The 14,722-nt window shown below is 56.4% G+C and carries 12 protein-coding genes; 7 read left to right on the top strand and 5 right to left on the bottom strand.

Going from position 1 to position 14,722, the window contains the following annotated elements; all coding sequences use genetic code 11:
- Nucleotide 1 precedes the first annotated feature (1 nt).
- A complete protein-coding gene (gene lysA / locus INF77_RS05310) occupies nucleotides 2–1,264 on the top strand; it encodes a diaminopimelate decarboxylase (protein WP_063155113.1) in 1,263 nt (420 codons plus the stop codon).
- Here lysA and INF77_RS05305 read toward each other — a convergent pair.
- Nucleotides 1,234–2,271 (bottom strand): LacI family DNA-binding transcriptional regulator, encoded by a 1,038-nt coding sequence (locus tag INF77_RS05305; protein ID WP_048960728.1) that lies wholly within the window; start codon nucleotides 2,269–2,271, stop codon nucleotides 1,234–1,236. The genes lysA and INF77_RS05305 overlap by 31 nt on opposite strands.
- 220 nt (nucleotides 2,272–2,491) lie before the next feature.
- Between INF77_RS05305 and INF77_RS05300 the strand changes: the two genes are divergently transcribed.
- The gene (locus INF77_RS05300) at nucleotides 2,492–2,977 is read left to right on the top strand and encodes a GNAT family N-acetyltransferase (protein ID WP_088204226.1); all 486 of its coding nucleotides are present in this window, start codon (nucleotides 2,492–2,494) and stop codon (nucleotides 2,975–2,977) included.
- On the opposite strand, the gene galR is transcribed toward INF77_RS05300, so the two are convergent.
- On the bottom strand, nucleotides 2,938–3,954 hold the full coding sequence (galR, locus tag INF77_RS05295) for an HTH-type transcriptional regulator GalR (protein WP_028014290.1): 1,017 nt from the start codon (nucleotides 3,952–3,954) through the stop codon (nucleotides 2,938–2,940). The two genes, INF77_RS05300 and galR, sit on opposite strands and share 40 nt — an antisense overlap.
- Before the next feature lie 623 nt (nucleotides 3,955–4,577).
- On the opposite strand from galR, the gene aas reads away from it, so the two are divergent.
- A complete protein-coding gene (gene aas / locus INF77_RS05290; RefSeq protein ID WP_193532054.1) occupies nucleotides 4,578–6,737 on the top strand; it encodes a bifunctional acyl-ACP--phospholipid O-acyltransferase/long-chain-fatty-acid--ACP ligase in 2,160 nt (719 codons plus the stop codon).
- On the top strand, nucleotides 6,730–7,923 hold the full coding sequence (gene lplT, locus INF77_RS05285; protein WP_193532053.1) for a lysophospholipid transporter LplT: 1,194 nt from the start codon (nucleotides 6,730–6,732) through the stop codon (nucleotides 7,921–7,923). Before aas ends, lplT begins: the two co-directional genes overlap by 8 nt.
- A gap of 45 nt (nucleotides 7,924–7,968) precedes the next feature.
- Here lplT and INF77_RS05280 read toward each other — a convergent pair whose 3' ends face one another.
- The 3 genes from INF77_RS05280 to mutH form a co-directional block, all read right to left on the bottom strand.
- Nucleotides 7,969–9,009, bottom strand: coding sequence for an NADP(H)-dependent aldo-keto reductase (locus INF77_RS05280; protein WP_193532052.1), 1,041 nt, complete (start codon nucleotides 9,007–9,009; stop codon nucleotides 7,969–7,971).
- A gap of 131 nt (nucleotides 9,010–9,140) precedes the next feature.
- A complete protein-coding gene (locus INF77_RS05275) occupies nucleotides 9,141–9,359 on the bottom strand; it encodes a YgdI/YgdR family lipoprotein (protein WP_014885085.1) in 219 nt (72 codons plus the stop codon).
- Nucleotides 9,360–9,487: 128 nt separating this feature from the next.
- On the bottom strand, nucleotides 9,488–10,180 hold the full coding sequence (gene mutH, locus INF77_RS05270; RefSeq protein WP_088204224.1) for a DNA mismatch repair endonuclease MutH: 693 nt from the start codon (nucleotides 10,178–10,180) through the stop codon (nucleotides 9,488–9,490).
- Between the two features lie 683 nt (nucleotides 10,181–10,863).
- On the opposite strand from mutH, the gene rppH reads away from it, so the two are divergent.
- The 3 genes from rppH to lgt all read left to right on the top strand — a co-directional run bounded on the left by rppH (nucleotide 10,864) and on the right by lgt (nucleotide 14,721).
- Nucleotides 10,864–11,394, top strand: a complete 531-nt coding sequence (gene rppH, locus INF77_RS05265; protein WP_013098553.1) for an RNA pyrophosphohydrolase — start codon at nucleotides 10,864–10,866, stop codon at nucleotides 11,392–11,394.
- A gap of 12 nt (nucleotides 11,395–11,406) precedes the next feature.
- A complete protein-coding gene (ptsP, locus tag INF77_RS05260) occupies nucleotides 11,407–13,653 on the top strand; it encodes a phosphoenolpyruvate--protein phosphotransferase (protein WP_028014285.1) in 2,247 nt (748 codons plus the stop codon).
- A 192-nt stretch (nucleotides 13,654–13,845) separates the two neighbouring features.
- Nucleotides 13,846–14,721: a prolipoprotein diacylglyceryl transferase gene (gene lgt, locus INF77_RS05255; protein WP_193532051.1), complete on the top strand. Its 876-nt coding sequence runs from the start codon at nucleotides 13,846–13,848 to the stop codon at nucleotides 14,719–14,721.
- Nucleotide 14,722 lies beyond the last annotated feature (1 nt).

Raw genomic sequence — 14,722 nt, 5'->3', positions numbered from 1 at the left:
CATGCCACGCCCGCTCAACCAGACGGATACCGATTTGAACGCTGAAAACCTGCTGCGCCTGCCCGCCGAGTTTGGCTGCCCGGTATGGGTCTACGACGCGCAGATCGTTCGCGAGAAGATCGCCGCCCTGCATCAGTTTGACGTGGTGCGTTTTGCCCAGAAGGCCTGCTCCAATATTCATATTCTGCGCCTGATGCGCGAGCAGGGCGTGAAGGTTGACTCCGTATCGCTGGGTGAAATCGAGCGTGCGCTGGCGGCAGGCTTTGATCCGAAAACCGATCCTGACGCGATCGTCTTTACCGCGGATGTGATCGACGACGCCACGCTTGCGCGCGTGCATGAACTGCAGGTGCCGGTGAACGCTGGTTCTGTGGATATGCTGGAGCAGCTTGGGCAGGTTTCACCCGGCCATCGCGTCTGGTTGCGCGTCAACCCGGGCTTTGGACATGGCCATAGCCAAAAAACCAACACCGGGGGCGAAAACAGCAAGCACGGCATCTGGTACGCCGATATGCCTGCCGCGCTTGAGGTACTGCAGCGCTACAGCCTGAAGCTGGTAGGCATTCATATGCACATTGGCTCCGGCGTCGATTACGGGCACCTGGAGCAGGTGTGCGGGGCGATGGTGCGCCAGGTTGTTGACTTCGGTCAGGATCTGGAGGCGATCTCCGCCGGTGGCGGTCTTTCCATTCCTTATCGTGAAGGGGAAGAGGCGATCGACACCGATCACTATTACGGCCTGTGGAGCGCCGCGCGCGATCAAATTGCCGCGCATCTGGGCCATGCCGTGAAGCTGGAAATTGAGCCGGGTCGTTTCCTGATAGCCGAAGCCGGCGTGCTGGTGGCTCAGGTACGCAGCGTCAAAGAGATGGGCTCCCGCCACTTCGTGCTGATTGATGCGGGCTTTAACGACCTGATGCGTCCGTCCATGTACGGCAGCTACCATCACATTACCGCCCTGGCTGCCGATGGCCGCGATTTAACGCACGCGCCGCGCCGCGAGACGGTGGTCGCAGGCCCGCTGTGTGAATCCGGTGATGTGTTTACCCAGCAGGAAGGTGGCAAAGTTGAAACCCGCGCGCTGCCCGAGGTGAAGCCGGGCGATTACCTGGTGCTGCACGACACCGGGGCGTACGGGGCGTCTATGTCCTCGAACTACAACAGCCGTCCGCTGCTGCCGGAAGTGCTGTTTGATAACGGCAAGGCGCGGCTGATCCGTCGTCGCCAGACCATTCAGGAACTGCTGGCGCTGGAACTCGTTTGATTAAAGTACGGCCCCGTTGTGACCGAATCGCGTAATACCAGCGTGCCGGTAAACGGCGGGATCGCATCGACCGGCTGGTTCTTCGCCAGCCGGATCGCCTGATCGATAGCCGTGACGATCATGTTATCTATCGGCAGATAAACCGATGACAGCGCAGGCTCCAGCCACTTTGCGCTTGGGGCATCGTCAAAGCCGAACAGGGAGATATCCTGCGGGATCTTAAGCCCTGCCTGATGCAGCGCTTTGGACGCGCCCAGCGCCATATCATCGTTACAGGCAAACAGCGCGCTGAACGATACCCCTTCAGCAATCAGCTCCTTACACAGCTCATAGCCCCGCGTCATTCCCGCATCACCGTACTTTATTCGACGCTCGTCCAGACGAATGCCGTGCTTTTCCAGCGCCTTACGGTAGCCCATCAGCCGCGCTTTACCCGTGGGGGTGTGGATCGGAACGGTAATGCAGGCGATCTCCCGGTGGCCCTGATTGATCAGGTAATCCACCGCCTTAAACGCGGCATCCTGTTGTTCGAAGAACACGCAGCGCTCCGGTGCCTGGCTGACTTCACGGTTGATGACCACCAGCGGCGTTTGCACGCTATTAATCAGCTTGATGATCGCTTTTTCGCTCATATAGCGCGTGTAAAGCACGATGGCATCGCACTGGCGGTCGGCCAGCATTTGCACCGCCTGCTCTTCCTGCTCTGGCGCGTCGTGACCGTCGGTGACGATCAGCTGTTTCCCGTGGGTTTCGGTCTGCCGCGACGCCTGCTGCAAAAGACGACCAAAGTAAAAGCCGTCGAAGGTAGAGACGACCAGACCAATGCTGTTGCTGGTCTGGTTAGCCAGCGAACGCGCGAGAAAGTTTGGGCGGTAGCCCAGCTCTTCCATCGCAGCAAAGACCTGCTGACGCGTGCTCTCTTTAACCTGACCTGTGCCGTTCAGCACGCGCGAGACGGTAGCCTTCGACACGCCCGCGCGCAGTGAGACATCCAGCATTGTTGCCATTCTACATTCCTGCTTCCACGTAATGGTTTGCAGTTTAACACAGACCTGACAGCGTATAAGCGATGCGGGAAGCGCAAAACTTCTGCCACGATCACGCTTTTTGGTCACGATTCGCCTGGCCTGCCGGAAGTAAAACTAAATAGTCTGACTCTGGTAAAATAATCGCCAAACCGGGCTGGAGGCGTCAGGCCAGCATATTCCTTAAAAACGCAGGTGAAACGTGAAAAAGACCGTCATTCTCCCGCTTTACGAGGCACCGCGCTATGCGGAGCAGGTCACCGACTGGCTCTGGCAGGCCTTTGGCGAGGGGCTTGCGCGGGATTTTTTCCATAGCATCATCGAGCACAGCCAGACGCCGGGTGCCCTGCCGCTGACCTTTATCGCCGTAGAGGATGAACGGCTTCTCGGGACGGTGGGACTCTGGCGCTGTGATTTGATTACCCGTCAGGATCTCTGTCCGTGGCTGGCGGCGCTCTACGTTGACGACGCGGCGCGCGGCAAGGGGCTGGCAGGAAAGTTACAGCAGCATGTTATACGCTTCGCCGCACGGGCCGGGTACGAGGAACTTCATCTCTGGTCTGCCTGCCGCGACTTCTATGAACGTTACGGCTGGCAGTATATTGGCGATGGGCTGGAGTATCCGGATAAAACGGTACACCTGTATCGCTATTCGCTCTGCGCGTCAGCGGGCGCAGCAACGGAGTGACGGCGCACTAACGTTGGGCTGAAGAGATGGGTAATCTCCGGCGGCTGGCGTTGTTCGGCCAGCGCCAGCGCCAGCTCTGCGGCCTGGGTGGCCATCGTGATGATGGGGTAGCGTACGGTGGTCAGGCGCGGGCGCACGTACCGGGAGACCAAAACATCGTCGAAGCCAATTAGCGAGATTTCCGCCGGCACCTCGATCCCGTTGTCATTCATGACGCCCATTGCCCCGGCGGCCATCGAATCGTTATAGCTGGCGACCGCGGTGAAATTCCGTCCGCGACCCAGCAGCTCCGTCATGGCCTGTTCGCCGCCGCTCTCATCCGGTTCACCGTAGGCCACCAGACGGTCATTGCACGGCAGACCGTTTTCGCGCAGGGCGTCGTAGTAGCCCTGCAGGCGGTCTTCCGCATCAGAAATGGGGTGATTGGAGCAGAGATAGCCAATCCGGGTATGACCCTGTTGAATCAGATGACGGGTCGCAAGCCAGGCGCCGTAGCGGTCGTCGAGGGCTACACAGCGTTTTTCAAAGCCGGGGATAATACGGTTGATAATCACCATGCCGGGCATCTGCTTCATCAGGTGAATTAGCTCGGCATCCGGGATCATTTTGGCGTGTACCACCAGCGCAGCGCAGCGGTGGCGGATCAGCTGCTCGATGGCCTGGCGTTCTTTTTGTTCATTATGATAGCCATTGCCGATCAGCAAAAAATTACCCGTCTGATAAGAGACCTGTTCAACCGCTTTTACCATGGCACCGAAAAAGGGATCGGAAACGTCTCCCACCACCAGCCCAATAGTCTCTGTTGACTGCTGGGCGAGCGCGCGGGCGTTGGCATTCGGATGGTAGTTCAGGGTTTCCATGGCGCTTTGTACCGCCTGGCGTGATGCGTCACTGGCTTTGGGTGAATCATTAATCACGCGGGAGACGGTAGCTACCGACACACCTGCCAGACGAGCCACATCCTTTATTGTCGCCATTTATAACCTTCTTATTTGGGGTAAGCGTTTACACACTGAATAGTGTTGCGGAAAAGTGACGTCCATTCAAGGGAAGCCGGTTTCCGCGCGCCACAAACGTGACGCAGACCAACCCTGGTAGTGTAATCGTTACACGCCTGGTCATGTCAGAAGAATGTCATTCTGAACCTTTAGTTACACTTTGCCTCAGGCTGTTGCGATTGTCCGGTGGCGATGACGTTAAAGAGGTTGGTAGAGTCGAGATCCCAGAGGTATTGATAGGTGGAATCAACTCCGGTTGATTAACACGACTTACACCAGCCTGCGTTCTTACGCAGGTTTTTTTTGCCTGACAGTTCAACCTGTAACAGCAAAAGAGAATATTCACACCTGGTTGCATTTCGGCTCATTCCCTTGCGTTTTCCTGCTGGCGAAGCGCAGGGTCAACAGCCACAATCAAGATCCCAGAGGTATTGATTGGTGAGAATTCTTAGTACGGTTTCGTACTCATCTCTTGCACCAGCCTGCGCGGATGCGCAGGTTTTTTTTCGCCTCCATTTTTGCTGTCGCTCCCGTATCACTTCTCGTGTAATCTGCCACCATTTACTGTCAACCCACCACACTGTCTGGCAAAGGGAGTTGAGATGCTATTTGGGTTTTTCCGTACACTGTTCCGTATTCTTTTTCGCATCCGCGTCACTGGCGATGCCCAGGCGCTTCGTGGCGAGCGCGTTCTTATCACACCCAATCATGTTTCCTTTATAGACGGCATCCTGCTTGCGCTGTTTCTGCCCGTGCGTCCGGTGTTTGCGGTCTATACCTCCATCAGCCAGCAGTGGTATATGCGCTGGCTCACCCCACTGATCGATTTCGTACCGCTTGACCCGACAAAGCCGATGATGATTAAACACCTGGTACGTCTGGTAGAGCAGGGGCGTCCGGTGGTCATTTTCCCGGAAGGGCGCATTTCAGTGACCGGTTCGCTGATGAAAATCTACGACGGCGCGGGGTTTGTCGCGGCGAAATCAAACGCGACCGTGGTGCCGCTGCGCATTGAAGGCGCGGAGTTGACCCATTTCAGCCGCCTTAAGGGGCTGGTGAAGCAGCGTCTGTTCCCCAAAATCACCCTGCATATTCTGCCGCCAACGTCGTTACCGATGCCGGAAGCGCCGCGTGCCCGCGATCGCCGTAAAATCGCCGGGGAAATGCTGCACCAGATTATGATGGAAGCGCGCATGGCCGTTCGTCCGCGCGAAACGCTGTATGAATCCCTGCTTTCGGCGCAGTACCGCTACGGCGCGAAGAAAAACTGCATTGAAGACATCAACTTTACCCCTGATACCTATCGTAAACTGCTGACCAAGACGCTGTTCGTGGGCCGCATTCTTGAGAAGTACAGCAAAAAGGGCGAAAAGATCGGCCTGATGCTGCCAAACGCGGGCATCAGCGCGGCGGTGATTTTTGGTGCGGTTTCCCGTGGCCGTATACCGGCGATGATGAACTACACGGCGGGCGTGAAAGGGCTGACCAGCGCCATTACCGCCGCCCAAATCAATACCATCTTTACCTCCCGACAGTTTCTGGACAAAGGCAAGCTGTGGCATCTGCCGGAACAGCTGACCCAGGTACGCTGGGTCTTCCTGGAAGATCTAAAAGCGGACGTGACCACCGGCGACAAGCTGTGGATTTTTGCGCATCTGCTGGTGCCGCATCTGGCTCAGGTCAAACAGCAGCCGGAAGATGACGCGATTATCCTTTTCACGTCGGGTTCGGAGGGTCACCCGAAAGGCGTCGTCCACAGCCACAAGAGTATTCTGGCGAACGTTGAGCAGATTAAAAGCATCGCCGACTTTACCGCGAATGACCGCTTTATGTCGGCGCTGCCGCTGTTCCACTCCTTTGGCCTGACGGTGGGGCTGTTCACGCCGCTGCTGACCGGTGCCGAGGTGTTCCTCTATCCCAGCCCGCTGCACTACCGCATCGTGCCGGAGCTGGTGTATGACCGTAACTGCACCGTCCTGTTCGGGACCTCAACCTTCCTGGGTAACTATGCCCGTTTCGCCAATCCGTATGATTTCTTCCGCGTTCGGTACGTGGTGGCCGGTGCGGAAAAGCTGCAGGAGAGCACGCGTCAGATCTGGCAGGACAAGTTTGGCCTGCGCATTCTTGAAGGTTATGGCGTTACCGAGTGTGCGCCCGTGGTCTCGATTAACGTGCCGATGGCGGCGAAACCGGGTACGGTGGGGCGAATTCTGCCGGGGATGGATGCGCGCTTGCTGGCGGTGCCGGGCATTGAGGACGGTGGCCGCCTGCAGCTGAAAGGGCCGAACGTGATGAACGGTTACCTGCGCGTGGAAAACCCGGGCGTGCTGGAAGCGCCAACGGCGGAAAACGTCAACGGCGAGATTGAAACCGGCTGGTACGACACCGGTGACATCGTTCGTTTCGATGAGCAAGGCTTTGTACAGATTCAGGGGCGCGCAAAACGCTTCGCCAAAATCGCCGGTGAGATGGTCTCTCTGGAAATGGTTGAACAACTGGCGACGGCCGTGTCCGCCGAGAAGATGCACGCCACGGTCGTGAAGAGCGATGCCAGCAAAGGCGAGGCGCTGGTGCTGTTTACCACTGATGCTGAGCTTAAGCGCGACAGGTTACTGAGCTATGCGCGTGAACACGGTATTCCTGAACTGGCCGTGCCGCGCGATATTCGCTACCTGAAGCAGCTTCCGGTGCTGGGTAGCGGCAAGCCCGATTTCGTGACCCTGAAAGGTATGGTTGAAGAGGCGGAACAGCAAAATGCGTGAGTCAGTACACACTAACACCTCGCTGCGTTCAAAAGGCATGATGGCGGTCATCGCCGCGCAGTTTCTCTCTGCGTTCGGTGATAACGCGCTGCTGTTTGCCACGCTGGCGCTGCTGAAAGCCGAGTTTTACCCTGACTGGAGTCAGCCGATCCTGCAGATGGTGTTTGTGGGCGCTTACATTATCTTTGCCCCGTTTGTGGGGCAGGTGGCGGACAGCTTCCCGAAAGGCCGGGTGATGATGTTTGCCAACGGTCTCAAGCTGCTGGGCGCTGTCAGTATATGTTTTGGTTTTAATCCGTTTGTTGGCTATACGCTGGTGGGCATCGGTGCTGCCGCCTACTCCCCAGCGAAGTATGGCATTCTCGGAGAACTGACCACGGGCGATAAACTGGTGAAAGCCAACGGCCTGATGGAGTCGTCAACGATTGCCGCTATCCTCCTCGGCTCCGTCGCGGGTGGCGTGCTGGCCGACTGGCATGTTCTGGCGGCCCTGGGCGTGTGTGCAGTGGTGTATGGTGGGGCGGTCGTGGCTAACCTGTTTATTCCGAAGCTGCCGGTGGCTCGCCCGGGCCAGTCCTGGCGCTTTAAACCAATGACCGGCAGTTTCTTTAACGCGTGCCGCGTGCTGTGGCGTAACGGGGAAACGCGCTTCTCCCTGATGGGAACCAGTATGTTCTGGGGGGCGGGCGTCACGCTGCGCTTCCTGCTGGTTCTGTGGGTACCCGTGGCGCTGGGGATTACGGACAATGCGACGCCGACCTATCTGAATGCGATGGTGGCGATCGGGATTGTGGCTGGGGCGGGCGCGGCGGCGAAGCTGGTGACGCTTGAAACGGTTGCACGCTGCATGCCAGCGGGGATCCTGATTGGCCTCGTGGTGCTTATTTTCTCGCTGCAACATGCGTTATTGCCCGCTTATGCTCTGTTGATCCTGATTGGTATTCTGGGGGGCTTCTTCGTGGTACCGCTGAATGCGTTACTCCAGGAGCGTGGCAAGCAGACCGTCGGGGCGGGGAATGCCATTGCGGTTCAAAATCTCGGTGAAAACCTGGCCATGTTGTTAATGCTGGGGCTCTACTCGCTGGCGGTAAAAGTGGGTGTCCCGGTGGTGGCGATTGGCGTCGGATTTGGTGGGCTGTTCGCGGCGGCGATTGCGGGATTGTGGGTCTGGCAGCGTCGCCGTTAATAAGTAGCCGGGTGGCGGCTTCGCCTTACCCGGCAAAAGCATCAGCTACGGCGCAGGATAGGTATAAACCTGATGCACCGCTTCAATCTCGGCTAACACCTCTTCACTCAGGTTCAGATGGAAACTCTCAATGTTAGTTTTCAGCTGTTCCATGGTCGTCGCGCCAAGCAGGGTACTGGCAACAAACGGCTGACGGCGCACGAAGGCCAGCGCCATCTGCGCCGGATCCAGGCCGTGGCGCTTCGCGATATCCACATAGGCTGCAACGGCTTTCTGCGTCTGCTCGCCGCTGTAGCGGGTAAAGCGGCTAAAGAGGGTATTACGCGCCCCGGCCGGTTTCGCACCGTTCAGGTATTTCCCCGTCAGGGTGCCGAAACCGAGGCATGAATAGGCGAGCAGTTCCACTTCCTCATATTGCGTCACTTCGGCCAGCCCCACCTCGTAGCTGCGGTTAAGCAGGCTGTACGGGTTCTGGATGGTGACGATGCGAGGCAGATCGTGTTTATCCGCCAGGTGCAGATAGCGCATTACGCCAAAGGCCGTTTCGTTGGACACGCCAATGTAGCGGATTTTTCCCGCGCGCTGGCATTCGGTCAGCGCCTCCAGCGTTTCCAGCAGCGTAACGGCGGGGGCGCTCTCGTTCCAGCTATACCCGAGCTTGCCAAAACAGTTGGTTGGACGCTGCGGCCAGTGGACCTGGTAAAGGTCGAGATAGTCGGTTTGCAGGCGCTTCAGGCTCGCGTCCAGCGCGGCGCGGATATTTTTGCGATCGAGGATTTGGTTTGGGCGGATCCCGGCATCGTTGTTTCGCGCGGGGCCACTCATTTTCGAGGCGATAACCAGCTTTTCTCGGTTACCGCGTTTTGCCAGCCAGTTACCGACGTAGGTTTCGGTAAGTCCCTGCGTTTCAGGGCGTGGAGGCACAGGGTACATCTCTGCGACATCAATCAGGTTAATCCCCTGGCTGACGGCATAATCGAGTTGTGCATGGGCATCGGCTTCGCTGTTTTGTTCACCAAATGTCATCGTGCCCAACCCCAGTTGACTTATCTCCAGAGCGCTGTGGGGGATACGGTGATAATGCATAGCCGGCTTCCTTCAATAGACATGTAGACCGCGTCAGGAACCTCCCGACAAAGGAATATAAACATGGCAGAGGGAAAGCAAAAGGGGAAGAAAAAAATCAAAAAGGCCAGTAGGCTACTGACCTCCGACTGTTATCGCTCAATAATTTGCGAGACTTCGTCGCGATTGATCTGCATTTTATTGCCTGCCTGGTCGTGGTAGCTGACCAGACCAGTATCATCGTCGACTTCAGGTTTACCGTCAGTCAGGATCATCCGGCCGTCTTTCGTCGCCATGACGTAATCACTGCTGCAGCCCGAAACGGCAAACGCCAACCCGACTGCTGAAATTAACACCGCCCATTTTTTCATCGTTATCGTCCTCATCTGGCTCGTATCAAATCATAGTGTAGTATTAACCCGTTATAGCAACAGGGTGAAGCGGTAAAATCTTAAAAACCAGGCGATTATGTTTGTGAGCTCGCAAAATAAGTAAAAAACTATGTTTTAAGTAAGAAATGACGAGCAAGCAGCGCGCCGGTGAAATTTTTTTTGAGATAAAAACCGCGCGGCAGCGTCAGTATGGGTTCGCCCATCGCGCCGATCGCCTCGGTAAGCGCTTTGCTGTTTGCCGCTTTCGGGCGCAGCTGTAACACTTCTCCGTGCCGGGCGGTAATTCGCTCGACCTGACCGAGCACAATCATGTCCATCAGTTCTTCCCAGTCCAGGCGCAGCTGATGCTCCTCTTCTTCATCCGGGCTCCAGAGCAGCGGCGCGCCAACGCGGCGTTCAGCTAACGGGATCTGCCGTTCGCCTTCAACCGGAACCCAAAGCACGCGATTCAGCTTATGGCGCACGTGGCTGGTTTCCCACGTTACGCCGGTATTGCCGGTTAAGGGCGCAACGCAGACAAAGGTAGTCTCCAGGGGCCGACCCTGGCGGTCGATAGGAATAGTTTTTAACTCTACGCCAAGGGCCGCGAAATCTTGCTCTGGCTTGCTCCCGGCGCTTGCCCCCAGCCACAGCTCCAGAAGCATGCCGATCCAGCCCTTATCTCGTTTCAGATCCTTCGGGATCTGTAGCTCTGCCATCGCCGCCAGTTCGCCCAGCGAGAAGCCTGCAAGGCGCTGAGCCTGCTGTAGCAACTGGCTTTCGCTCGAAGGCGGTGAGAGCAAGGGTGAAAGCGGATGCATGACGATAACCTTTTGATTAAAAAATAAACGAAGAAACAGTCCCCTGTGGATAGAGTTTAACTTTTTCTGTACCAATATTCCATGTGCATGATTTATAGGTTTTTTTATGAAGTTTTCACGGTTTCATCAGGGACGCAAAACGGGTTGTTCAAATCTGGTCACTGACAATAAACAGGATCTTACACCATGTTATCCACAGAAAAATGGGATAACTGGGCATAACCCTGACTACTGTTTCAATTTACAGCCTTGACGTGCGACGAAAATCCAAATTTCAGACAAATTGTGCCTAACTTATTGGCACAATCTGTGGATAAAACCGACGCTGTTCGATCTTTCATCAGCACGACGATCCCTGCTGTGACGATCGTCACGCTATTCTGCATTTTGTTTGTCGATATGAATATAAACTAATGAAAAATATGACTTTATGTTGAAGGAGAGAAATGGGAGGGCAGAGGCCATTTCAGGTTGTTCATCGGTAATCAGACACTTCTTCACAACTATATCCACAGAAAAGGTGAATAAAATTGCCCTTGAGAACGCACATCTGTTTATAACTCTGCGCTTATTTGTGAGTTATTCAAATGTTATTAGGTTGCAGGCCTGTAAGAGAGTGGTTTACCGCCTCACTGTAGTGTGAAACAATCATTCATATATAAGGTTTAGTTTGGGGTAGTCCGGTGATTGATGACGATGGCTACCGCCCGAACGTAGGAATAGTAATTTGTAATCGTCAGGGCCAGGTCATGTGGGCCCGTCGATATGGTCAGCACTCCTGGCAGTTCCCGCAAGGCGGGATCAATCCGGGAGAGTCCCCAGAACAAGCGATGTACCGGGAGCTTTTTGAAGAGGTCGGTTTAAGCCGAAAAGATGTTCGCATCCTTGCCTCGACCCGCAACTGGTTGCGTTACAAGTTACCGAAACGTTTGGTGCGTTGGGACACAAAGCCGGTTTGTATCGGCCAGAAACAGAAGTGGTTTCTTCTGCAGTTGGTGGGCAACGATTCGGACATCAATATGCAAACCAGCAGTACGCCGGAGTTCGATGGCTGGCGCTGGGTGAGCTATTGGTATCCTGTTCGTCAGGTCGTGTCATTTAAGCGCGATGTTTACCGTAGGGTGATGAAAGAGTTTGCAAGTGTGGTGATGCAGCTTCAGGAGATCCCGCCTAAGCCGCAGAGCGCACCTGCCTGGCGACGTAAAAGAGGTTAAGCTACGCAAATCATGCTCACCCGCTTGCGAGAAATAGTCGAGAAGGTGGCCAGCGCTCCGCGCCTCAACGAGGCGCTGAATATTTTGGTCACTGACATCTGTCTTGCGATGGAGACCGAGGTCTGTTCGGTGTATCTGGCCGACCACGATCGGCGCTGCTATTACCTGATGGCGACCCGCGGTTTGAAAAAGCCGCGGGGGCGCACCGTAACGCTCGCATTTGATGAGGGTATCGTCGGTCTGGTTGGGCGGCTGGCTGAACCTATCAACCTTGCCGACGCGCAAAAACACCCCAGCTTTAAATACATCCCTTCCGTAAAAGAAGAACGCTTCCGCGCGTTTCTGGGTGTGCCGATTATTCAGCGTCGTCAGCTACTTGGTGTGCTGGTCGTCCAGCAGCGCGAGCTGCGTCAGTATGATGAAAGCGAAGAGTCCTTCCTCGTCACGCTGGCGACACAGATGGCGGCGATCCTCTCTCAGTCTCAGCTTGCTGCGCTCTTTGGTCAGTACCGCCATACGCGCATTCGCGCCCTTCCGGCCTCGCCAGGGGTGGCGATTGCGGAAGGCTGGATGGACGCCACGCTGCCATTGATGGAGCAGGTCTATGAAGCCTCTACGCTTGATGAAGCGCTGGAGCGCGAGCGTCTTACCGCCGCGCTGGAAGAGGCGGCCAATGAGTTCCGACGCTACAGCAAGCGCTTTGCCGCTGGTGCGCAAAAAGAGACGGCGGCCATCTTCGACCTCTACTCGCACCTGCTTTCCGACGCGCGTCTGCGCCGTGAGCTTTTTGCTGAGGTTGATAAAGGCGCAGTCGCGGAGTGGGCGGTTAAAAAGGTCATCGAAAAATTTGCCGAGCAGTTCGCTGCACTGACCGACGGTTATCTGAAAGAGCGGGCGGGAGATCTCCGCGCGCTGGGACAGCGCCTGCTGTTCCACCTCGATGACACCATTCAGGGGCCGAATGCCTGGCCAAAACGGTTTGTGCTGGTGGCCGATGAACTTTCGGCAACAACGCTGGCCGAGCTGCCGCAGGACAGACTCGCCGGGGTTGTCGTACGTGATGGTGCAGCGAACTCCCATGCCGCCATTATGGTGCGCGCGCTCGGTATCCCCACCGTTATGGGGGCGGATATTCAGCCCTCGGTGCTGCACCGCCGCACGCTGGTGGTTGATGGTTACCGCGGTGAACTGCTGGTCGATCCTGAGCCGGTTCTGCTCCAGGAATATCAGCGTCTCATCAGCGAAGAGAATGAATTAAGCAAGCTGGCGGAAGATGACGTTAACCTGCCCGCGCAGCTGAAAAGCGGAGAGCGGATCAAAGTCATGCTCAACGCCGGCTTAAGCCCCGAGCACGAAGAGAAGCTTGGCAGCCGAATCGACGGGATCGGTTTATACCGCACTGAAATCCCCTTCATGCTGCAGAGCGGTTTCCCCTCCGAAGAGGAGCAGGTGGCGCAGTATCAGGGGATGTTGCAGATGTTCAACGACAAGCCTGTCACCCTGCGAACCCTGGATGTCGGGGCGGATAAACAGCTGCCGTATATGCCCATCAGCGAAGAGAACCCGTGTCTGGGCTGGCGCGGGATCCGCATTACGCTCGATCAGCCGGAGATCTTCCTGATCCAGGTGCGCGCGATGCTGCGCGCCAACGCCGCGACGGGCAATCTCAGTATCCTGCTGCCGATGGTCACCAGCATAGATGAAATCGACGAAGCGCGGCGCCTGATCGAACGTGCTGGTCGTGAAGTGGAAGAGATGATTGGCTATGCGATCCCGAAACCACGGATCGGCGTCATGCTCGAAGTGCCATCTATGGTCTTTATGTTGCCGCAGCTGGCAAATCGCGTTGATTTTATCTCTGTCGGTACCAACGACCTGACGCAATATATTCTGGCCGTCGACCGGAACAACACCCGCGTCGCCAGTATCTACGATAGCCTGCACCCGGCGATCATTCGCGCGCTGGCGATGATTGCCCGTGAGGCTGAACAGTACGGTATTGATCTCCGCCTGTGCGGTGAAATGGCCGGAGACTCGATGTGCGTTGCGATCCTGATTGGTCTGGGGTATCGCCATCTGTCGATGAACGGCCGCGCAGTAGCGCGCGTGAAGTATTTGTTGCGGCATATCGACATCAATGATGCCCGCGAGCTGGCTGAGCGCAGCCTTGAGGCGCAGCTGGCCGCAGAGGTTCGTCACCAGGTGGCGGCATTTATGGAACGGCGCGGTATGGGCGGCCTGATCCGCGGTGGTCGCTAATCGTCTTTCGTCCTCTCCTTGTGGAGAGGGCGCCAGCGCGCACAAAAACCTATACACATCTTTTACATCTCTGGCGCATCCTCCGCGCCCGCCTTATGCTATGATTCGCAACTTTGGAGCCTCTGCTTAAGGCAGAATCGCATGTCTACCGCTGTCCACTTTCAGCGGAATAACAACATCTTGTGGTGACAGATGAACAGTGGTTATCTGCATTTTCCGGAGTTTGATCCGGTCATTTTCTCAGTAGGACCTGTTTCGCTTCACTGGTACGGTCTGATGTACCTGGTGGGCTTTATTTTTGCCATGTGGCTCGCGGGCCGTCGCGCCAGCCGTCCTGGCAGCGGCTGGACCAAAAACGAAGTTGAAAACCTGCTGTACGCGGGCTTCCTCGGCGTGTTCCTCGGTGGCCGTATTGGGTATGTACTGTTCTATAACTTCCCGGTGTTCCTGAACGATCCCCTCTACCTGTTCCGCGTCTGGGACGGCGGCATGTCCTTCCACGGCGGCCTGATTGGGGTGATCCTGGTGATGGTGATTGTTGCCAAACGCACCAAACGCAACTTCTTCCAGGTGTCAGATTTTATCGCACCGCTGATCCCGTTTGGTCTGGGGGCGGGTCGTCTGGGCAACTTTATTAACGGTGAACTGTGGGGCCGCGTTGACCCAAGCGTACCGTACACGATGCTCTTCCCGGGCTCCCGCGCGGAAGATATCGCGCTGCTGCCGTCGCACCCGGAGTGGCAGTCCATTTTCGATACCTACGGCGTGCTGCCGCGTCATATGTCCCAGCTGTATGAACTGGCGCTGGAAGGCGTGGTGCTGTTTATCATCCTCAACCTGTTTATTCGCAAGCCGCGCCCGATGGGAGCTGTTTCCGGACTGTTCCTGATTGGCTATGGCGCGTTCCGCATCATCGTTGAATTCTTCCGCCAGCCGGATGCGCAGTTTACCGGCGAATGGGTACAGTACATCAGCATGGGGCAGATCCTCTCCATTCCGATGATTGTCGCGGGTGCCATTATGATGATTTGGGCGTATCGTCGTCGTCCACAGCAACAACTTTCCTGAG

This window comes from Enterobacter cloacae complex sp. P1B, from assembly GCF_014982345.1.
GTDB lineage: Bacteria > Pseudomonadota > Gammaproteobacteria > Enterobacterales > Enterobacteriaceae > Enterobacter > Enterobacter bugandensis.
The sequence above is the reverse complement of the archived record's forward strand: the minus strand, read 5'-3'. Positions and strand labels throughout refer to the sequence as shown.